Raw genomic sequence first — 18,711 nt, 5'->3', positions numbered from 1 at the left:
CATGGCCGCCTTGCCCCCGCTTGCCGACCCGCAAGGCAGCGTGGCGCTCGGCGGCCTGAAGGGACAGTCGATCTTCGTCACGGGGGGCACCGGATTCCTGGGCAGCTGGCTGGTGGAGTCGCTGCTGCAGCAAAACAGGATCCACGCACTGGGGTTGCGGGTGACGGTCCTGAGCCGCAACCCCGCAGCCTTCTCTGCGGCTTATCCGGATCTGGCGCAGGACGCCGCCTTGACGCTGCACCAGGGAGACATCGCATCCTTCGAGTTTCCCGCGGGCCGGTTCGGGTTGGCGGTGCATGCCGCCTTGCCGGTGGCCTCGGCCACGCCCGATCTGGTCGAGACCGCCCGCCTGGGGGCGCGGCGAATGGCCGATTTCGTGCGGCACGCCGGTGTCGGCCGGCTGCTGCACGTGAGTTCGGGGGCGGTGTACGGTCCCCACCCGCCCGGCGTCGAGCGCCTGGCCGAGGACACCGCATGGGACACCGCTGCTGCCGCCAACGACTACACGCTGGCCAAGCGCGCCGAAGAACAGGTGTTCGCCGACGCTGTGGATGGCTGCATCACCGCGCGCTGCTTCGCGCTGATCGGCCCGCGGCAATCGCCGGACTCCGGGACGGCATCGGCCCAGTTCATCGACCGCGCCGCCAACGGGCTTGGCATCCGGATCGAGGGCGATGGCCAGGCCGTGCGCAGCTACCAGTACGCGTCCGACACGGCCGCGTGGCTGGTCGCGCTGCTGGCGCGCGGCCGGCCGGACCGCGCCTACAACGTCGGCAGCGAGGAAGCGCTCAGCATCGCCGCCCTGGCGCAGAAGGTCCGGGCGATCGCCGGCGGCCCGCCGGTGGAGGTGCTGGGACGGGCCGCGCCCGGGCGGGCCGGTGCCCGTTATGTGCCCGACACGGCGCGGGCCCGCCAGGAGCTGGGGCTGGCCAACCAGGTGGGCCTGGACGAGGCCATCGCCCGCACCCTGCGCTGGCGGCAGGGCTGTCCTTTACCATCGCCCCATGAGTGAAGTTGCTTTTGAACCGGCGGCCCTGCGCCGGACGGTCGTGGAAATGGCCTATGCCGGCAGTTCGGTCCATCTGGGTTGCGCCTTTTCCATCGTGGAGCTGCTGGCCTGCCTGTACGGCCGCCACATGCGCTACCACCGCACCGACCCCAGGGACCCGGGGCGCGACTACCTGGTCCTGAGCAAGGGACACGGCGTGATGGCCCAGTACGCCTGCACGCTGGCGCTGGGATGGATCGAGCAGTCCGACGTGGACAATTATTTCAAGGACGGATCGCGCCTGAAGGGCCTGTCCGACTCGCACGTGCCCGGCTGCGAGGTCACCTCCGGCACCCTGGGCCATGGCCTGTCGGTGGGCGTCGGCCTGGCGCTGGCGGCCCAGCGGCGCGGCACCGGCCAGCGCTGCTATGCCATCGTCGGCGACGGCGAGCTCGACGAGGGGGCGATCTGGGAAGCCGTGATGTTCGCGGCCCACGCCCGCCTGGACAACCTGATGGTGATCGTCGATGCCAACGGCTTCCAGGCGATGGGGCGCACCGACGACATCATGGCGCTGGGCGACATCGCGGCGCGCTTCACGGCCTTCGGCTTCGACGCGGCGACGGTGGACGGGCATGACATGGCGGCCATCTCCGCGGCGATCGACCAGCTGCAGTCCCGGGCCGACGGCAAGCCCAAGGCGCTGGTGGCCAACACGGTGAAGGGCAAGGGCGTGTCGTACATGGAAAACGACAACGCCTGGCACTACCTGCGGCTCACGCCCCCGCTGTACGAGCAGGCCCTGGCCGAACTCGGGGGCCGGCCTTGAGGGCCGCCTTCTCGCGCGAACTGGCGAACGCCGCTGCGCGCGACGAGCGCGTGCTGTTGCTGACGGGCGACCACGGCTACGCGCTGTTCGACGAGTTCCGCAAGGCCTGCCCGGGCCAGTACATCAACGCCGGCGTCGCCGAGCAGAACATGGTGGGCGTCGCCGCCGGCCTGGCGAAGGCCGGCTTTCGGCCGGTGGTCTACGGCCTGAGCGCCTTCGTGCCGGTGCGCGTGCTCGAGCAGATCAAGATCGACGTCTGCTACGAGCAGCTGCCCGTCACCTTCATCGGCGACGGCGCCGGCCTGGTCTACAGCACGCTCGGGGCGAGCCACCAGAGCTTCGAGGACATCGCCTGCCTGCGGCCGATCCCGCACATCGACATCCTGTCGCCCGGCGACGCCGGCGAGATGGCGGCCGCGATGAACTTCGCACTGGGCCACGATGCCCCGGTCTACCTGCGCATGGGCAAGGCCGACCTCGGCAACGTCCACCGGCAGCCGCCCGTGCTCAGGCGCGGCGAACTGCTGCAGTTGCGGCGTGGGCGGCACGCGGTCGGCCTGGTTGCGACCGGCTCGATGCTCAAGACGGCGCTGGCGATCGCCGACGAAATCGATGCGTCGGTATGGAGCGCGCCGTGGATCAAGCCGCTCGACGAGCAGGCATTGGCCGCTGCGGTTGGCCGCTGCAAGGCCCTGGTCAGCCTGGAGGAGCATTCGGTGGCGGCGGGCCTCGGTTCCGCGCTGCTGGAGGCGCTGTCGCTGACGCATCCGCTGCCGCTGCTGCGCATCGGGATCGGCCAGCGCTTTTCCAGCACCTGCGGCAGCCACGCCCACGCGTTGCGCGAGCACGGCCTGGACCTGGCGAGCGTGCGCGAACGCGTCCTGCCCTTCGCCGCCCGGTGGAGTGCAGCCTGAGGTGCTGTCCCCGCGGTTCATGCGCTTCCTGCTGGTCGGCGGCCTCAATACGCTGGTCGGCTATGGGCTGTTCGCCCTGTTCACCTGGACCGGGCTGTCCTATCCGCTGGCGATCGCCCTGGCGACGGTGCTGGGCGTGGCGTTCAATTTCCAGAGCACCGGGCGCCTGGTGTTCGGGGGCGCACCGCTGGGCCGGCTGGGTCGCTTTGTCGGCGCGTACGTCGTAACCTACCTGCTGAACGTCGCTGCCGTCGCCGGCCTGCTGGCGTTGGGATTGAACGTCTACCTGGCCAATGCGGCCGTCATCGTTCCGTTGGCCATCGTCACCTATTTTCTCCAACGCACCTTCGTCTTCCTGCCGCCATGAACAAGATCACCATCGTCACCCCTTGCTACAACGAAGAAGAAAACGTCGAGGAGGTGTGGCGGCAGGCCCGCGCGGTGATGGAACAGATCGAGGGTGTGAGCTACGAGCACCTGTTCATCGACAACCGCTCGACCGACCGGACGGCGGTGCTGTTGCGGCAGATGGCGAGCGCCGATCCGCGGGTGAAGGTGATCCTGAACGCGCGCAACTTCGGCCACATCCGCTCGCCGTTCCACGGATTGATGCAGGCGCAGGGCGATGCGGCGATCCTGCTGGTGTGCGACCTGCAGGACCCGCCGGAGCTGATGCGCACCTTTGTCCAGCACTGGCTGGAGGGCGCAAAGATGGTGATCGGGGTGAAGCCCAGCGCCGACGAGTCGCGCCTGATGTTCATGGTGCGGCGGCTCTATTACCGGATGGTCACGCGCATCGCGGATGTCAAGCTGATCCAGAACTTCACCGGCTTCGGGCTCTATGACCGGCAGGTGCTGGACGCCCTGCGCCAGCTCGACGACCCCTATCCCTATCTGCGCGGGCTGATTTCCGAGATCGGCTTCGACCCGGTCGAGATCCCGTACAACCAGCCGCGGCGCGTGCGCGGGATCACCAAGAACAATTTCTACTCGCTCTACGACATCGCGATGCTGGGCATCACCTCCCACTCGCGGGTGCCGCTGCGGCTGGCGACGATGGCGGGATTCGCCCTGTCGGGATTGAGCGTCCTGGTGTCGCTCGGCTACCTGGCCGCCAAGCTGCTGTTCTGGGACCAGTTCAGCCTGGGGACTGCGCCGCTGCTGATCGGCCTGTTCTTCTTCGCCTCCATCCAGCTGTTCTTCATCGGCTTGCTCGGCGAATACGTCGGGGCCATCTTGACGCAGGTCGCGCGCCGGCCGCTGGTGATCGAGCGCGAACGGATCAACTTCTAGCTGCTGCCGGCTGCCGATCCGCTAGCGCCCCACCAGCCGCTGCGACAGCGGCACCGCCGGCTTGCCGGCATAGGCGTCCAGCCGGTTGCCCATCGCCAGTTCCAGCTGGTCCAGCCGCAGCTGCGGCGCCGGATGGGTGCGCAGGGACAGCGAGAACAGCGGATTGTCCGGCGCCGCGCTGCGCAGCTGCTGCAGCACCGAGGGCAGGCCGTAGGGATCGAAGCCGGCGCGGGCCGCCAGCGTGACGCCGTTGCGGTCGGCGGCGAACTCGTCGCCCTGGTCCAGCCCGCTGGAGTACAGGTCCTTGCCCAGCGCCAGCAGCTGCGCCGACACGGCGCCGCCCAGGTTGCTGTTCAACTGCGAGCCGATCGCCTGGGTGGCCAGCCCGGCGCGCGCCTTGGTGCGCAGGGCCTGCAGGTGGTGCTTGTCGGTGACATGGGTGATCTCGTGCGCCAGGATGCCCGCCAGCTCCGCCTCGTCGACCCGGTCCACCAGTCCCTTGGTGACGAACACGTAGCCGCCCGGCGCGGCAAAGGCGTTCACGCCCGGGTCGTTGAGCACGCCGAAGGTCCAGGGCAGCTGCGGCCGGGCCGACTGCAGGCTGATCCAGCGACCGAGCCGGTTCACGTAGCGCTGCAGCGCCATGTCCGGATGCAGGGGCTTGCTGCCAAGCAGCACTGCCGCCAGCTGGCGGCCGATCTCGATCTCGTGCGCCTCGTCCACATGGTCCACCGACTGCATCAGCAGCTGGATCAGCTCGCCGCCGGCAGCGCCGCGGTTGCCGGCGGCGGGCGCCAGCAGGTTGCCCAGGCTGGCCGGCGCCGACGGCAGCTGCTGCTGCCGGATGATGTTGTTGAAGATGCCGATGCCCTGCGCCGTGGCCGGCGCCTGCAGGCCGGCCGCGAGGGCAGCGGCGATCGCGATGCGGGCGAGGAAGCTGTTGTTCATGGCGACTGGTTGCCGCCCGGCGGCGTGGAGGTGCGCGCCGGCGCCGGCAATTCGGGCACGGTGGCCGCGACCAGCGACGCCTCGGCGGCGAATTGGCGGGCGCCCGCCTCGCCCTGGCGCAGCTGCTCCATCCGCCCGACCGCATTCAGGTCGGGCTGGGCGCGGGCCAGGTCTTCCGCTTCCAGGCCGCGGATGCCGATGGTGGAGGTGGCCACCCGCGGCGGCGCAGCGGAGCCGCCGCCAAGCAGGCTGCTCAGGCCGCGCAGGCCGCCGGCCAGCGCATTGCCGCCGGAGGAGGCGCTGGTGCCGGCACCACCGCCGAAGCCGGCCGGACCGACGTCGAACATGTGGACCCAGCCGGCGACGCCGGCCGCGCTCTGCACCCGGATCCAGGGCCCCTCGCGCTCGCCCAGCCGCGTCACCGGCGCCTGGGCCGGCAGCGCGACCAGGCTGCGGGCGCCGTCGCCCGGCGCGTCGCGCAGGTCGGCCGCCCGCTTGAGCGCAGCCGACTCGCCCTGCTGGGCCGATGCCGCGCCCGGCAGCGATGCCAGCGCCGCCAGCAGCAGCGCTGCGCAGGCGTCGGGCAGCCGCACCGCACGTATCATCCTGTGTTCTTTCAATCGCACAGGGGCATTTTATGGATCTCGGTATCGCCGGCAAATGGGCGCTGGTCTGCGGCGCCAGCAAGGGCCTGGGCTTCGGCTGCGCGCAAGCGCTGGTGCGCGAAGGCGTCAACGTGGTGATGGTGGCGCGCGGCGCCGAGGCGCTGGAGGCGGCGGTGCAACGGCTGATCGACGATCCGGCCCGTCCCAAGGACACGGCGGTCCAGCACGTTGCCGCCGACATCACCACCCCCGAGGGCCGCGCCGCCGCGTTCGCCAAGCACAAGGAATATGACATCGTGGTCACCAACGCCGGCGGCCCGCCGCCCGGCGACTTCCGCGACTGGGACCGCGATGCCTGGGTCAAGGCGCTGGACGCCAACATGCTGACGCCGATCGAACTGATCAAGGCCACGGTCGACGGCATGGCCGCGCGCGGCTTCGGGCGGATCATCAACATCACCTCCAGTTCGGTGAAGGCGCCGATCGACGTGCTGGGCCTGTCCAACGGCGCGCGCAGCGGCCTGACCGGCTTCGTCGCCGGCGTCGCCCGCACCACCAAGCTGGCCTCGGCCAACGTCACGATCAACAACCTGCTGCCTGGCGTGTTCGACACCGACCGCGTCCGCAGCATGGCGGCCGGCCAGTCGCAAAAGACCGGCAAGGCGGTCGACGAGATCCTGGAAGGCCGCCGCGCCGCGGTGCCGGCCAAGCGGCTGGGCACGCCCGACGAGTTCGGCGCCACCTGCGCCTTCCTGTGCAGCCAGTACGGCGCCTACATCACCGGCCAGAACATCCTGATGGACGGCGGCGCTTACCCGGGCACCTACTGAAAGCGGAAGGCCGAAAGCGGGAGCGGGGGCAAGGACGCGGAAATCGCAGAAACAACGCAGAAAGCGCAGAAGGAAGCCAGGTTGAGTGTTGGATTCAATCCTTCCACTGTCTTTTCGCGTCTTCCGCGTTGCTTCGGCGTCTTCTGCGTCCGGCTGTCTTCTCATCCCCTGCGTGACGACACCACGATCCCGCCGACGATGAGGAGGAAGGCGACGCCGTGATAGAGGTGCGGCAGTTCGCGCAGGAAGGCGGCCGACATCAGGGCGGCGAATAGCGGCGTGAGGTTGGAGAAGAAGCCGGCCACCGTCGGCCCGGCACGCTGCACGCCCATGCCCCAGCAGCGGTACGCAATGATCGCCGGACCGACTGCCACATAGGCCAGCGCTGCGGCCACCGGCCAGCCCCAGTGGATCTGCGCGTCGGTCAGCGCCCACTCACCGGCCGCGAACAGGCCGGACCAGCCCAGCCCGAACACCATCTGCGCCAGCAGGAAGGCCGCCCAGTCGGCGCGGATCGCCGGCGGGTCGCCCGGCCGCACCAGCAGCCAGCTGTAGACGGCCCAGGCGGCGGTGGCCAGCAGCACGTAGAGGTCGCCCGGCACCAGCCGCACCGCCAGCAGCAACTGCCAGTCGCCGCGCGCCAGCACCACCAGCACGCCGGCGATGGACAGCACCGCGCCGAGCAGCTGCCGCCCGGCCACGCGCTGGCCGAAGAACAGGGCGCCGACGCCCAGCATGAAGACCGGCGAGCTGGCCGCCACCAGCGTGACGTTCAACGGCGTGGAGGTCTTCAGCGCCAGGTACTGCAGCGCGTTGTAGCAGCCCACCCCCAGCAGGCCGAGCACCGCGTAGCGCCTCCAGCTGCGCCACAGGCCGCTGTCCCTGCGCAGCACCCATGCCGCCAGCGGTAGCAGCAGGGCGAAGGCCAGCGCCCAGCGCAGGAAGTTCAGGGTGATCGGCGGCACCAGCGTGTTGACCAGCCGGCCGACGACGGCGTTGCCGGCCCACAGGATCGGGGCGATGGACAGCAGGAGGGCGGTGGAGGGGGTCAGGCGCTGGGTCATGGGGTCCCCGACTGTAGCCGCGCCGGCAGTGGGTTTCGGCCGGCAGGGCCGCACGATTCATGGCAGCATGGCGCAGCTTTCCAACCCGAGGAGAACAGCATGAGCAAGGCAGTGCGCATCGACCGCCACGGCGGTCCCGAGGAAATGAAGATCGTCGAGGTGACGGTGGGCGAGCCCGGCCCCGGCGAGATCCGCATCCGCCACAAGGCGGTGGGCCTGAACTTCATCGATGTCTACCAGCGCAGCGGCGTGTACCAGCTGCCGATGCCGCTGAGCCTGGGCATGGAAGCCTCGGGCGTGGTCGAGGCGGTCGGCGCCGGCGTGACGCACCTGAAGGCGGGCGACCGCGCCGCCTACGCCAGCCAGCCGCCCGGCAGCTACTGCGAGGTCCGGGTGATGCCGGCCAAGTGCGTCTGCAAGCTGCCCGACGCGATCGACTTCGACACCGGCGCCGCGATGATGCTCAAGGGCCTGACGGCGCAGTACCTGCTCAAGAAGACGCTGCCCCAGGGCGGCCTGGCCAAGGGCGACTTCGTGCTGTTCCACGCCGCCGCCGGCGGGGTCGGCCTGATCGCCTGCCAGTGGGCCAAGGCGCTGGGGCTGCAGCTGATCGGCACGGCCGGCTCGGACCAGAAGTGCGCGCTGGCCAAGGAGCTGGGCGCCGCCCACGTGATCAACTACAGCAAGGAAGACTTCCTGCCGCGGGTCAAGGAGATCACCGGCGGCAAGGGCGTGAAGGTGGTCTACGACTCGGTCGGCAAGGACACCTGGGACAAGTCGCTGGACTGCCTGCAGCCGTTCGGCCTGATGGCCAGCTTCGGCAATTCGTCCGGCCCGCCGACGCCGTTCGCGCCCGGCATCCTGGGCGCCAAGGGCTCGCTCTACGTCACCCGCCAGACCCTGTTCACCCACATTTCCAGCCGCGAAAGCACCCAGGCGATGGCGGACGACCTGTTCGAGGCCGTGACCAGCGGCAAGGTGAAGATCCGCATCGACCAGCGCTACCCGCTGGAGCAGGTGCAGCAGGCCCACCGGGACCTGGAGGCGCGCAAGACCACGGGCTGCACCGTCCTGACCCTGTAACCGCTGCTTACTTGGGAGCTGAGCGCAACCTCCTACAGGGGCTTGGCTAAGGTACTGGCAGCGGCGCGCCGGGCCGGGCTTTACAGTGGATTAACTTTACAAATTCGGGCCGCACCGCGGGGCGCCCCGACAACCACTGGAGCAAGCCATGAAGTTCAGGGCTTATATCGTCGAGGACAGTCCGATGATCCGGGAGAACCTGATCGAGACGCTGCAGGAGCTGGCGCTGGTCGAACCGGTGGGCGTGGCCGATACCGAACAGGAAGGCAAGCGCTGGCTGGCGCAGAACGACGGCTACTGGGATCTGGCGATCGTCGACCTGTTCCTGCGCGAAGGCAGCGGGCTGAACATCCTGGAAGCCTGCCGCGACCGCAAGCCGAACCAGAAGATCATCGTGCTGAGCAACCACGCCACCACCGACGTGCGCTGGCGCTGTGCCCAGCTGGGCGCCGACGCCGTGTTCGACAAGTCCACCGAGATCGATGCGCTGGTCGACTACTGCATGACCGAGCGCAGCAAGGCGGAAAGCGCCTCCGAGGCCTTCGTCGGCTGAGGCCGCTACGGTCCCTCGGCCAGCGGCAGCTGCCGCAGCCGGCTGGGCGCCAGCGCCCCGGCCGAATCCAGGATCGGATAGGCGATCGAGCAGATGTGGGAGTTGATCCGCTTCAGGTCGCTGATCAGGTCGATGTGCAGCGAACTGGTCTCGATGCTCTGCACCGTGTTGTCCGTCAGCCGCACCAGATGGCTCTGGGCGTAGGCCCGCTCCAGGTCACGGAACCGCGCCTTCTCCTCCAGCAGCTTCTGGGCATCGCGCACGTTGCCATTGAGGAACACGCTCATGCCCAGCCGCAGGTTGTCCGTCAGCCGCGCGTGCAGCTCGCAGATCTCCGCCATGCCGGCCTCCGAGAAGCTGCGACCCTTGCGGATCTTCTTGTCCTCGATGTCCAGCACGATGCGCTCGATGATGTCGCCCACCTGCTCCATGTTGATGGTGAAGCTGATGATGTCGGTCCAGCGCCGGCTCTCCGCCTCGGATAACGCCTCGCGCGAGATCTTGGTGAGGTAATACTTGATCGCCGAATAGAGCTCGTCGACCGAGTCGTCGAGCTTGCGCAGCTCCTCGGCCAGCCGCAGGTCGTTGTTCTTGATGACCGTCAGCATGCCGGTCATCATGGTCTCCACCAGGTCGGCCTGGTGCAGGGCCTCGCGCGCGGCGCAGGAGATCGCCAGCGAGGGCGTGGCCAGCGCCGACGGGTCCAGGTGGTGCGGCCGGCCCGCCACCAGCGGCTTCTGCGGCTTGGGCAGCCAGCGCTGCACCATGCGCGCCACCGGCGAGGTCAGGCCGATGAAGATCAGGGCGACCAGGATGTTGAAGCACAGGTGGAACAGCACCACCACCCGCGTCGGCTCGTTCAGGTAGGGCCGCGCGTACTTCAGCCACAGGCCGATCAGCGGCATCGCGATCACCACCCCCAGGATCTTGAACACCAGGTTGCCCAGCGGCACCTGGCGCGCCTCGATCGTCGCCCGGGTGGTGGTGAGCACGGCCAGCAGGCCGCTGCCCAGGTTGGCGCCCAGCACCAGGCCGAGCGCCACGTCCAGCGGGATCACGCCGGTGGTGGCCAGCGTGGCGGTGAGCAGCACGATCGCCAGGCTGGAATAGGAAATGACCGAGAGCAGCGCGCCGACGAAGATCTCCAGCATCAGGTCGCTGGACAGGGACGACAGCAGCGTCTTGATGGCGGGCGCCTTGGTCAGCACGCCGGTGGCTTCGCTCACCAGCCGCAGCGCCAGCAGCATCAGGCCCAGGCCGATCAGCACCCGGCCGAAGCGGCCGGCCGGACTGGACTGGCGCGAGATGAACAGCACCACGCCGACGAAGATGAACAGCGGCGACAGCCAGGACAGGTCGAACGAGAACACCACCGCCATCAGGCTGGTGCCCATGTCGGCGCCCAGCATCATGGCCAGCGCCAGCGGCAGGCCGACCAGGCCCTGGGCGACGAACGCGGAGACGATCAATGCGGTGGCCGTGCTCGATTGCACCAGCGCCGTGACGCCCAGGCCCGACAGGGCGGCCGTGTAGCGGTTGCTCAGGCTGTGCGCCAGCACGCGGCGAAGGTTGGCACCGAACACCCGCAGGATGCCGGTTCGAACGAGTTGGGTGCCCCAGACAAGCAGCGCGATCGCTGCCAGAAGATTCAACAGATGCTTCATTGGTCGAACTTCACTATACGCCTGACGCACTGCAGCAAGAACGGAGCCCGCCGGCGCGCGGGCCCGGCGGCGGCTAGCGGGCGCGCCGCACGCGCAGCAGTTCGTCCAGGATCAGGCAGGCGGCGCCGACCGTGATCGCGCTGTCGGCCACGTTGAAGGCCGGGAAGTACCAGCGGTTGTTCCAGTGGACCTGCAGGAAGTCCACCACGTAGCCGTGCATCAGCCGGTCCAGCACGTTGCCGATGGCGCCGCCCAGGATGCAGGCCAGCGAGAAGCAGAACAGCTTCTGGCCGGCGTGCGAACGCAGCATCCAGACGATGAACACCGTGGCGCCGACGCCGATGGCGGTGAACAGCCAGCGCTGCCAGCCCGAGGCCGCCGCTAGGAAGGAGAAGGCCGCCCCGGTGTTGTGGGCGCGAACGATGTTGAAGAAGCTGGTGACGGTGGTGGAGTCGCCCAGCTGGTAGGCGCCCAGGATCAGCGCCTTGGTGAACTGGTCGACGATCAGGATGATGAGGGCCAGTCCCAGCCAGGGCAGCATGCCGCCCGGGGTCGCGGGGCGGGCCATCAGGCGAACACCCGCTCTTCGCCGGCGCCGAACAGGTTGCTGACGCAACGGCCGCACAGCGTCGGGTGCGCCTCGTCGGCGCCGACGTCGGCGCGCCAGTGCCAGCAGCGCTCGCACTTGGTGTCCTCCGAGGCCGTCACCCTGACGGCCATGGCGTCCCCGGCAACGATGCGCATGGCGGAGGTGATGAAGACGAACTTGAGGTCGTCGCCCAGGCTGGCCAGCGCCTCCCACAGCTCGCCGTGGCTGGCCATCGGCACCGTCAGTTCCACGTTGGCCTGCAGCGAGGAGCCGACCTTGCCGTCGGTGCGCAGGGCCTCGATCTCCTTGTTCACCAGTTCGCGGGCGGCGCGGATGCGGGTCCACTTCTCCAGCAGCGCGGCGTCCGGACCGCCGATCTCGGCATAGGTCTCCAGGAAGATCGACTCCGAGTCGCCGAAGATCTTCCAGGCTTCTTCCGCCGTGAAGCTCAGGAACGGCGCCATCCAGCGCAGCATCGCGTGGGTGATGTTCCACAGCGCGGTCTGCGCGCTGCGGCGGGCCAGCGACTTGGGTGCCGTCGTGTACAGGCGGTCCTTGAGAACGTCCAGGTAGAACGCGCCCAGGTCCTCCGAGCAGTAGACCTGCAGCTTGGCGACCACCGGGTGGAACTCGTACACCTCGTAGTGGGCCAGCACTTCTTCCTGGAAGCGGGCGGCGCGCGACAGCGCGTAGCGGTCGATCTCCAGCATCTCGGCCAGCGGCACCGCGTCCTTGGCCGGGTCGAAGTCGCTGACGTTGGCCAGCAGGAAGCGCAGCGTGTTGCGGATCCGGCGGTAGGAATCGACCACCCGGGCCAGGATCTTGTCGTCGCCGGCGATGTCGCCGGAATAGTCCGAGGCCGCGACCCACAGCCGGATGATCTCGGCGCCCAGCTTCTGCGTCGTCACCTGCGGATCGACGCCGTTGCCCTGCGACTTGCTCATCTTGCGGCCCTGGCTGTCCACCGTGAAGCCGTGCGTCAGCAGGCCGCGGTAGGGCGCCCGGCCGTACATCGCGCAGGCGGTCAGCAGCGAGGAATGGAACCAGCCGCGGTGCTGGTCGTGGCCCTCGAGATAGAGGTCGGCCTCCGGCCCGTTCTCGTGGCCGGCGCCCGGGTGCGAGACCTTCAGCACCGTGGTGTGGGTGGTGCCGGAGTCGAACCACACCTCCAGGATGTCGGTGCTCTTGGTGTATTGCGCTGCCTCGGCGGCGGCGCCGACCTTGGCGAACACCTCCTCGGTGCTCACCTTGCTCCAGGCCTCGATGCCGCCGCGTTCCACCATGTCGGCGGCCAGGTCCAGGATCTCCATCGTCCTGGGATGCAGCTCGCCCGAGTCCTTGTGCAGGAAGAAGGGCAGGGGCACGCCCCAGCTGCGCTGGCGGCTGATGCACCAGTCCGGCCGGCCGGCGATCATGTCGCGCAGGCGGATCTGGCCGTTCTCCGGATAGAAGCCCGTTTCCTCGATCGCCGCCAGCGCCATCTGGCGCAGCGTGGCCGGCGCCTTGTCCTTGGTGAAGACGCCTTCGCCCTCGTCCATGCGGATGAACCACTGGGCGGCGGCGCGGTAGATCACCGGCGTCTTGTGGCGCCAGCAATGCGGATAGCTGTGGCTGATGGTCTGGGTCGCGAACAGGCGGCCGGCGTCCCTGATGGTCTCGATGATGACCGGCGCCGCCTTCCAGATGTTCATCCCGCCGAACAGCGGCAGCTCCGGCGCGTACGAGCCGTTGCCCTGCACCGGGTTGAGGATGTCGTCGTAGGACACGCCGTGGGCGACGCAGGAGTTGAAGTCTTCCACGCCGTAGGCGGGCGAGGAATGGACGATGCCGGTGCCGTCATCGGCCGTCGCGTAGTCGGCCAGGTACACCGGCGACAGGCGCCGGTAGCCCGCATCGACGTCGTACAGCGGATGGCGGAAGTTCAGGCCGCCCAGCTGCTCGCCCTTGACCGTCGCCAGGATGGTGCCGCTCAGGCCGTAGCGCTGCATGCAGTCTTCCACCAGCACCGAGGCCAGCACCAGCAGGCCGCGCTCGGTGTCCACCAGCGAGTAGTCCAGTTCCGGATTCAGGTTCAGGGCCTGGTTGGCCGGGATGGTCCAGGCGGTGGTGGTCCAGATGACGATGAAGACCCCACCCGTTCGGGCTGAGCTTGTCGAAGCCTTGGCGAGCCCTTCGACAAGCTCAGGGCGAACGGAATTCAGGTCCAAGCCGAAGGCCGAAAGCACATGCGCCGGATCATCCGCCTCGAACCCCACGTCCAGCGTCTGCGACTTCTTGTCGGCGTATTCGATCTCGAACTCGGCCAGCGAGGAGCCGCAGTCGAAGCACCAGTACACCGGCTTGAGCCCCCGGTAGACGAAGCCGCGCTCCACCACCCGCTTGAAGGCGCGGATCTCGGCCGCCTCGTTGACGAAGTCCATCGTGCGGTACGGATGGTCCCAGTCGCCCAGCACGCCCAGGCGCTTGAAGTCGCCCATCTGGATGCCGATCTGCTCGGTGGCGAAGGCGCGGCTCTTGGCCTGCATCTCGTCGCGCTGCAGGTTGCGGCCGTACTTCTTCTCGATCGCGTTCTCGATCGGCAGGCCGTGGCAGTCCCAGCCCGGGATGTAGGCCGCGTCCAGGCCCTTGAGCTGGCGCGCCTTGACGATCATGTCCTTGAGGATCTTGTTGACGGCGTGGCCCATGTGGATCTGGCCGTTGGCGTAGGGCGGGCCGTCGTGCAGCACGAACTTCTCGTGGCCGCAGCGGGCCGCGCGCAGCTTCTTGTACAGGCCCTGGTCTTCCCATTCCTTGACCCATTGCGGCTCGCGCTTGGGCAGGTCGCCGCGCATCGGGAACGGCGTGTCGGGCAGGTTGAGCGTGGCTCGGTAGTCGGTTTTTTCGGTCATGGAGGGCTCGAGGGCTTCGATCCTTCGACAGGCTCAGGATCAGCCCGAACGGGGCTGGGTCTGCTGGAGGGGCGCTTGAAGAACCGTTCGCCCTGAGCCTGTCGAAGGGCGGCGAGCGGAACCGCGATCTAAATTCGGTCGCGGGTCGTCTGGCGGCGGGTCGAGGAAAAATAGGCGCGAGCATCTTCGCAGTCCTTCGCGATTCCCCTGGTCAGGGCATCGAGACCGTCGTACTTGAGCTCGTCGTGCAGTTTGTGCAGCAGTTCCACCCGGATGATTTTACCGTACGCCCCCTCGGTCCCGAGGCGGGCGGGCCATTCCAGGCAATGGGTCTCCAGCAGCACCCGGCCGCCGTTGACGTCGTCGGCCTCCAGCGAGGGCCGGATGCCCAGGTTGGCGACCCCCGGCAAGGGGAAGTCGCCCAGGCCGTGCACTTCAACGGCGAAGATCCCGCTGGCCGCCGGTTTCCAGTGGGCGAAGCGCAGGTTCAGGGTCTTGAAGCCCAGTTCCCGCCCGAGCTTGCGGCCGTGCACCACGTGGCCGCTGATGCTGTACGGGCGTCCCAGCAAGGCCGCCACGTCCTGCATCCGGCCCTGGCCCAGCGCCTCGCGCACCGCGGAACTGGACACCCGCAGGCCGTGAACCTCGTAGCTGTTCATCCGGGCGACGTCGAAGCCCTTGCGGTTGCCGGCGGCATCCAGCATCGCGTAGTCGCCGGCGCGGCGCTGGCCGAAGCGGAAGTCGTCGCCCACCAGCACGTACTGCACGCCCAGCCCGCGCACCAGCACGTCGTCGATGAAGGACTCGGGAACCATGGACGACAGGCGGGCATCGAACGGGATGACGACGCACTGCCGGACGCCGCAGCGGGCCAGCTCGGTCAGCTTGTCGCGCAGCGGCGCCACCCGGGCCGGCGCCAGTTCCGGCTTGCGCTGCAGGGCGGCGAAGTAGTCCCGCGGGTGCGGCTCGAAGGTCATCACGCAGCTGGGCACGCCCCGGTGCTGCGCCTCGTTGTTCAGCAGCGCCAGCATGGCCTGGTGCCCGCGGTGCACCCCGTCGAAATTGCCGATCGTCAGGGCGCAGGCGGGCGCGATGCCGGGGTGGTGGAAGCCTCTGAAGATCTGCATGCGCGTTGGTATCGTTTTGATAGCAGGCGGCGCCCGCCCCTCAAGCGCCCGCGGGGCCGATCGTCACCAAACAAGGTATATTGTGCGGTACGTTTGCTGTTCCGTTCAGTGGTTGCCCATTGTGAAGGAGGCGTGGTTTGAAGGTCCTGAAGCTGTCCGCCCAAGGTCTGCCCCAGTCGTGGATTTCGCTGGAGCAAGCCGTGCTGCATTACGCCGCGGAGGAAGTGCGCTGGGAAGTGGGGGCCCAGGTGGCCCGCTTCCGCGGGGGCCACAACGCCACGACCGGCGAGCAATCCGTCATCACGGTCAGCAGCATCATCGGCACCAAGGGCGTGCCCAACATCAATCCCTTCGACCTCAAGCCCGGCCTGACCAACAGCAAGCTGTTCGCCCGCGACCGGAATGTGTGCGCGTACTGCGGCCAGGACCACGAGGAGGAGGAGCTGACCCGCGAGCACATCATCCCGTTCGCGCAGAACGGCAAGGACCACTGGATGAACGTGGTGACGGCCTGCCGCGCCTGCAACCACCGCAAGAGCAACCGCACGCCGGAGCAGGCCCACATGCCGCTCCTGTACGCGCCCTACGTTCCCAGCCTGTGGGAAGACTTCATCCTGCGCAACCGCCGCATCCTGGCCGACCAGATGGAGTTCCTGATGGCGCACCTGCCGAAGTCCTCCAGGCTGCACGCCTGAGGGATCCGGCGGCCGCGTCTAGTAGGTCAGTTCAAGCAGGGTGACCTCGCCGTGGCTAGCCGGCCACGGCCATCCCACGATCCGTTCCCCGTTGAATTCCGCCACCACCGGCCGCGGCTGCGCCGTCGCCAGCTTGATCTTCGAGCTGGCGACGCCGGCGCCCGGCAGCGCGCCAGGCGGCGGGCTCTGGCCGTCGAACGCCATCTTGTCGCGCGTCGGATCGAAGTAGCCGCGCGGCCGGGTCATGGTGACGATGGCGGCGGCATCCTTGTCGGCGTCGGCAATCCGTTCCGGTTTGAGGTGGACGATGCTGCTGGAGCGCGGAAACGGGCTGCGGTAGATATGGGTGGTGGCGTAGCCGCGGGCGGCGACCTCGAATTCGTACGGCGTTCCCGCCTGCGCCGCGAATGGGCCCCACAGGCCGTCGGCGCCGGTGGTCGCCGTATACGCGGCCGGACCGCGGCGCTCGCCGGTTGCGGGGTCGGTGGCGAAGATCTGCAACTGTGCGCCGGGCAGCGGCAGGTTGTTGCTGAAGTTGCCGGACTTGGAGTCGTTCGACGACACGCCCAGGCCGGTGATCTTGCCGCTCAATGCGATCGACGCCTCCGGCACCGGCGTGGTCGTGGCCGGCGGGCGGCCAGTGATGAACTGGTAGGCCGCCGCGAACGCGGCCGGCGAGTAAGCGGTCTCGCGATGGTCGATCCTGGGGATCACGACATTGGTCGCGCCGCGCAGTTCGGGTCCGGCCGCGGTGATTCCGGTGGGTGTGCCCTTCTTGCCAAGCCAGATCCCGTCGGGCTGGGCGAACTTGTCGTTGCCGTCGGAGCGGATCGTCAGCCACTTCACCGGGCCGGTGACTTCGTCGCCGGCGGCGTTCTTCGGCGCATTCAGCGCCTTGAGGAAGGGCCCGGCGCCGGCGAATTCGCTGCCGTCCGGCAGCCCCGGCACCGACACCCACACCCCGTGGTTGGGCGTGCCGCCCAGGATCGCGTGGCCGACCGTGCGCTCGCCGCCGCCGTTCTGGATGTAGTTGCGGATCGCATAGCCGCCGCGCGAGTTGCCGATCAGCACCACCTGCCGGGCGCCGGTGGCCTGCAGCACCTTCTCGACCTCCGCCTTGAGGTAGGCCATGGATTCGGCCGTCGAACTGCGGCCCGGCTGGGGCTTCGCATCGACGTCGCGCGCCAGCGGATAGGGCATGTCGAGCGCATACAGCCGGTCTCTCGGCCAGCCGTTGGACTCGAAGCGCCAGACCGTGGTCTGCCACAGCGCCGCGGTATCGCCGTTGCCGTGCACGAACACGATCGGCGGCGCCTCCTGCAGCGACGGCCCGCTGGCGCAGCCGGCGGCAAGAACGACGGCGGCAATGGCGCCAAGAAAGGAACGGCGGAGGATCATCTTGCTTGTCTCCAGGAGGGAACTGTCATTCCGGCCCCGAGCCGGAGTCCAGACGTTGGCGCGACGCGGTCTATCCGTCAGGCGAAGACGCCGGCCGTGTCCTGCATTCTTTCCGACACTTCGCCCAGCTGGTGCAGGCTATCGCCGAAGCTCAGTTCCAGCTCGGTCAGCTTCTTGAAGTAATGGCTGCCGATGTATTCGTCGGTGACGCCGATGCCGCCGTGCAATTGCACCGAGTTCTGCCCGACGAAGCGCATCGCGACGCCCAGCTGGTACTTGGCGCGCGCCATCGCGCTGCGCCGTTCCGGCGCCGGCGCATTGAGCTTGAGCGACGCGTAGTAGCTCATCGAGCGCGCCAGCTCCTGCTGCATCTTCATGTCGGCCACCCGGTGGCGCAGCGCCTGGAAGCTGGCCAGCGTGGCGCCGAACTGCTTGCGGGTGTTCATGTATTCCACCGTCACGTCCATCGTCTTGTCGATCACGCCCACGCCTTCGGCGCAGGTGGCGGCGATGCCGATGTCCACGCCGTGTTCCAGCGCTGCCAGACCGTCCTCGGTCACCAGGCTGGCCGGGCTGTCCTTGAACGAGACTTCGGCCGCGCGGCCGCCGGCCTGCGTGCCGTAGCCGCGCGCCGTGACGCCGGCCGCGGAGCGTTCCACCAGGAACATGGCGATCCTGCCCTTGACGGTGGCCGGCACCAGGAAGGCATCGGCCTGGTCGCCGGCGGGCACGATGCTCTTGGCGCCGCTGACCGTCCAGGTGTTGCCGCTTTGCGCGGCGGTGGTGGCGCAGACGTCGAGTCGGTAGCGCGCCTTGCGCTCGACCTGCGCGAGCACCACCAGTGCTGCGCCGCCGGCGATCCGGGGCAGCCACGCGGACTGCAGCGCCGCCGGCGCGTAGCCGGCCAGCAGGCCGCTCGCGATCAGCGTCTGCCCCAGCGGCTCCAGCACCATGCCGCGGCCCAGTTCCTCCATCACCACCATGGCCTCGACCGGGCCCATGCCCATGCCGCCGTGGTCTTCGGCGATGTACAGGCCCGCCAGGCCCAGGTCCGCCAGTTCGCCGTAGGCCGCGCGGTCGAAGCCGCCGGCCTTCACCGCCTTGCGGCGGCGCTCGAAGTCATAGCCCTTGTCGACCCACTTGCGCACCGCGTCGCGCAGCGATTGCTGGTCGTCGGAAAAGTCAAAGTCCATGTGGTACTCCTCTATTCGAATTCGGGGGCTGCGTCCGGTTGTCCGTCTTT

General features: G+C 68.7%; 18 protein-coding genes. 9 read left to right on the top strand and 9 right to left on the bottom strand.

Going from position 1 to position 18,711, the window contains the following annotated elements; genetic code table 11:
* The first annotated feature begins 1 nt into the window (after window position 1).
* Genes ACFPOE_RS13040 through ACFPOE_RS13020 form a run of 5 tightly spaced genes read left to right on the top strand, consistent with a single transcriptional unit; the run spans window position 2 to window position 4,024 of the window.
* Window positions 2-1,012 carry an NAD-dependent epimerase/dehydratase family protein gene (locus ACFPOE_RS13040; RefSeq protein WP_376850516.1) on the top strand — a complete coding sequence of 337 codons (1,011 nt, stop codon included), beginning with the start codon at window positions 2-4 and terminating at the stop codon, window positions 1,010-1,012.
* Window positions 1,005-1,817, top strand: coding sequence for a transketolase (locus ACFPOE_RS13035; RefSeq protein ID WP_376850515.1), 813 nt, complete (start codon window positions 1,005-1,007; stop codon window positions 1,815-1,817). The genes ACFPOE_RS13040 and ACFPOE_RS13035 overlap by 8 nt, the downstream gene beginning before the upstream one ends.
* Window positions 1,814-2,731 carry a transketolase family protein gene (locus ACFPOE_RS13030; protein WP_376850514.1) on the top strand — a complete coding sequence of 306 codons (918 nt, stop codon included), beginning with the start codon at window positions 1,814-1,816 and terminating at the stop codon, window positions 2,729-2,731. The genes ACFPOE_RS13035 and ACFPOE_RS13030 overlap by 4 nt, the downstream gene beginning before the upstream one ends.
* A 19-nt stretch (window positions 2,732-2,750) precedes the next feature.
* Complete coding sequence (locus ACFPOE_RS13025) at window positions 2,751-3,098, top strand: GtrA family protein (protein WP_376850513.1); 348 nt, start codon at window positions 2,751-2,753, stop codon at window positions 3,096-3,098.
* On the top strand, window positions 3,095-4,024 hold the full coding sequence (locus ACFPOE_RS13020; protein ID WP_376850512.1) for a glycosyltransferase family 2 protein: 930 nt from the start codon (window positions 3,095-3,097) through the stop codon (window positions 4,022-4,024). Before ACFPOE_RS13025 ends, ACFPOE_RS13020 begins: the two co-directional genes overlap by 4 nt.
* 21 nt (window positions 4,025-4,045) lie before the next feature.
* Here the strand turns inward: ACFPOE_RS13020 and ACFPOE_RS13015 are convergent, their stop codons facing one another.
* Window positions 4,046-4,972: a M48 family metalloprotease gene (locus ACFPOE_RS13015; protein ID WP_376850511.1), complete on the bottom strand. Its 927-nt coding sequence runs from the start codon at window positions 4,970-4,972 to the stop codon at window positions 4,046-4,048.
* Window positions 4,969-5,592 carry an SH3 domain-containing protein gene (locus ACFPOE_RS13010; protein WP_376850510.1) on the bottom strand — a complete coding sequence of 208 codons (624 nt, stop codon included), beginning with the start codon at window positions 5,590-5,592 and terminating at the stop codon, window positions 4,969-4,971. The genes ACFPOE_RS13015 and ACFPOE_RS13010 overlap by 4 nt, the downstream gene beginning before the upstream one ends.
* Before the next feature lie 17 nt (window positions 5,593-5,609).
* On the opposite strand from ACFPOE_RS13010, the gene ACFPOE_RS13005 reads away from it, so the two are divergent.
* Window positions 5,610-6,407 (top strand): SDR family oxidoreductase, encoded by a 798-nt coding sequence (locus ACFPOE_RS13005; RefSeq protein WP_376850509.1) that lies wholly within the window; start codon window positions 5,610-5,612, stop codon window positions 6,405-6,407.
* A 161-nt stretch (window positions 6,408-6,568) separates the two neighbouring features.
* On the opposite strand, the gene ACFPOE_RS13000 is transcribed toward ACFPOE_RS13005, so the two are convergent.
* Entirely contained in the window at window positions 6,569-7,471 is a 903-nt protein-coding gene (locus ACFPOE_RS13000) for a DMT family transporter (protein ID WP_376850508.1), read from the bottom strand.
* A gap of 99 nt (window positions 7,472-7,570) precedes the next feature.
* Between ACFPOE_RS13000 and ACFPOE_RS12995 the strand changes: the two genes are divergently transcribed.
* Window positions 7,571-8,554: a quinone oxidoreductase family protein gene (locus ACFPOE_RS12995; protein ID WP_376850507.1), complete on the top strand. Its 984-nt coding sequence runs from the start codon at window positions 7,571-7,573 to the stop codon at window positions 8,552-8,554.
* A 148-nt stretch (window positions 8,555-8,702) separates the two neighbouring features.
* Window positions 8,703-9,107, top strand: a complete 405-nt coding sequence (locus ACFPOE_RS12990) for a response regulator (protein ID WP_376850506.1) — start codon at window positions 8,703-8,705, stop codon at window positions 9,105-9,107.
* Window positions 9,108-9,112: 5 nt separating this feature from the next.
* Here ACFPOE_RS12990 and ACFPOE_RS12985 read toward each other — a convergent pair whose 3' ends face one another.
* The 4 genes from ACFPOE_RS12985 to ACFPOE_RS12970 all read right to left on the bottom strand — a co-directional run bounded on the left by ACFPOE_RS12985 (window position 9,113) and on the right by ACFPOE_RS12970 (window position 15,375).
* Entirely contained in the window at window positions 9,113-10,771 is a 1,659-nt protein-coding gene (locus ACFPOE_RS12985; protein WP_376850505.1) for a Na/Pi cotransporter family protein, read from the bottom strand.
* 73 nt (window positions 10,772-10,844) lie between these two features.
* Entirely contained in the window at window positions 10,845-11,339 is a 495-nt protein-coding gene (gene lspA / locus ACFPOE_RS12980) for a signal peptidase II (RefSeq protein WP_376850504.1), read from the bottom strand.
* Window positions 11,339-14,248 carry an isoleucine--tRNA ligase gene (gene ileS / locus ACFPOE_RS12975; RefSeq protein ID WP_376850503.1) on the bottom strand — a complete coding sequence of 970 codons (2,910 nt, stop codon included), beginning with the start codon at window positions 14,246-14,248 and terminating at the stop codon, window positions 11,339-11,341. The genes lspA and ileS overlap by 1 nt, the downstream gene beginning before the upstream one ends.
* Window positions 14,249-14,376: 128 nt before the next feature.
* On the bottom strand, window positions 14,377-15,375 hold the full coding sequence (locus tag ACFPOE_RS12970; RefSeq protein ID WP_376850502.1) for a bifunctional riboflavin kinase/FAD synthetase: 999 nt from the start codon (window positions 15,373-15,375) through the stop codon (window positions 14,377-14,379).
* A gap of 137 nt (window positions 15,376-15,512) precedes the next feature.
* Here ACFPOE_RS12970 and ACFPOE_RS12965 point away from each other — a divergent pair, with 137 nt between their 5' ends.
* On the top strand, window positions 15,513-16,070 hold the full coding sequence (locus ACFPOE_RS12965; RefSeq protein ID WP_376850501.1) for an HNH endonuclease: 558 nt from the start codon (window positions 15,513-15,515) through the stop codon (window positions 16,068-16,070).
* 18 nt (window positions 16,071-16,088) lie between these two features.
* Here ACFPOE_RS12965 and ACFPOE_RS12960 read toward each other — a convergent pair whose 3' ends face one another.
* Both ACFPOE_RS12960 and ACFPOE_RS12955 read right to left on the bottom strand, forming a co-directional pair.
* On the bottom strand, window positions 16,089-17,468 hold the full coding sequence (locus tag ACFPOE_RS12960; RefSeq protein WP_376850500.1) for an alpha/beta fold hydrolase: 1,380 nt from the start codon (window positions 17,466-17,468) through the stop codon (window positions 16,089-16,091).
* 77 nt (window positions 17,469-17,545) lie between these two features.
* Window positions 17,546-18,661, bottom strand: coding sequence for an acyl-CoA dehydrogenase family protein (locus ACFPOE_RS12955; protein ID WP_376850499.1), 1,116 nt, complete (start codon window positions 18,659-18,661; stop codon window positions 17,546-17,548).
* Between the last annotated feature and the right edge of the window lie 50 nt (window positions 18,662-18,711).

The sequence above is a fragment of the Caenimonas terrae genome (genome assembly GCF_042655405.1).
Taxonomy (GTDB): Bacteria; Pseudomonadota; Gammaproteobacteria; order Burkholderiales; family Burkholderiaceae_C; genus Ramlibacter; species Ramlibacter terrae_A.
This window is presented reverse-complemented; position numbering and strand designations above follow the sequence as displayed.

Excerpts from the sequence above, each read along its gene's own strand:
- ACFPOE_RS13025 (WP_376850513.1), top strand. The coding sequence starts at position 2,751 with ATGCGCTTCCTGCTGGTCGGCGGCCTCAATACGCTGGTCGGCTATGGG.
- ACFPOE_RS12995 (WP_376850507.1), top strand. The coding sequence starts at position 7,571 with ATGAGCAAGGCAGTGCGCATCGACCGCCACGGCGGTCCCGAGGAAATG.
- lspA (WP_376850504.1), bottom strand. The coding sequence starts at position 11,339 with ATGGCCCGCCCCGCGACCCCGGGCGGCATGCTGCCCTGGCTGGGACTG.
- ACFPOE_RS12970 (WP_376850502.1), bottom strand. The coding sequence starts at position 15,375 with ATGCAGATCTTCAGAGGCTTCCACCACCCCGGCATCGCGCCCGCCTGC.
- ACFPOE_RS12990 (WP_376850506.1), top strand. The coding sequence starts at position 8,703 with ATGAAGTTCAGGGCTTATATCGTCGAGGACAGTCCGATGATCCGGGAG.
- ACFPOE_RS13015 (WP_376850511.1), bottom strand. The coding sequence starts at position 4,972 with ATGAACAACAGCTTCCTCGCCCGCATCGCGATCGCCGCTGCCCTCGCG.
- ACFPOE_RS13000 (WP_376850508.1), bottom strand. The coding sequence starts at position 7,471 with ATGACCCAGCGCCTGACCCCCTCCACCGCCCTCCTGCTGTCCATCGCC.
- ACFPOE_RS13040 (WP_376850516.1), top strand. The coding sequence starts at position 2 with ATGGCCGCCTTGCCCCCGCTTGCCGACCCGCAAGGCAGCGTGGCGCTC.
- ACFPOE_RS13020 (WP_376850512.1), top strand. The coding sequence starts at position 3,095 with ATGAACAAGATCACCATCGTCACCCCTTGCTACAACGAAGAAGAAAAC.
- ACFPOE_RS12960 (WP_376850500.1), bottom strand. The coding sequence starts at position 17,468 with ATGATCCTCCGCCGTTCCTTTCTTGGCGCCATTGCCGCCGTCGTTCTT.
- ACFPOE_RS13005 (WP_376850509.1), top strand. The coding sequence starts at position 5,610 with ATGGATCTCGGTATCGCCGGCAAATGGGCGCTGGTCTGCGGCGCCAGC.
- ACFPOE_RS12985 (WP_376850505.1), bottom strand. The coding sequence starts at position 10,771 with ATGAAGCATCTGTTGAATCTTCTGGCAGCGATCGCGCTGCTTGTCTGG.
- ACFPOE_RS13035 (WP_376850515.1), top strand. The coding sequence starts at position 1,005 with ATGAGTGAAGTTGCTTTTGAACCGGCGGCCCTGCGCCGGACGGTCGTG.
- ACFPOE_RS12955 (WP_376850499.1), bottom strand. The coding sequence starts at position 18,661 with ATGGACTTTGACTTTTCCGACGACCAGCAATCGCTGCGCGACGCGGTG.
- ileS (WP_376850503.1), bottom strand. The coding sequence starts at position 14,248 with ATGACCGAAAAAACCGACTACCGAGCCACGCTCAACCTGCCCGACACG.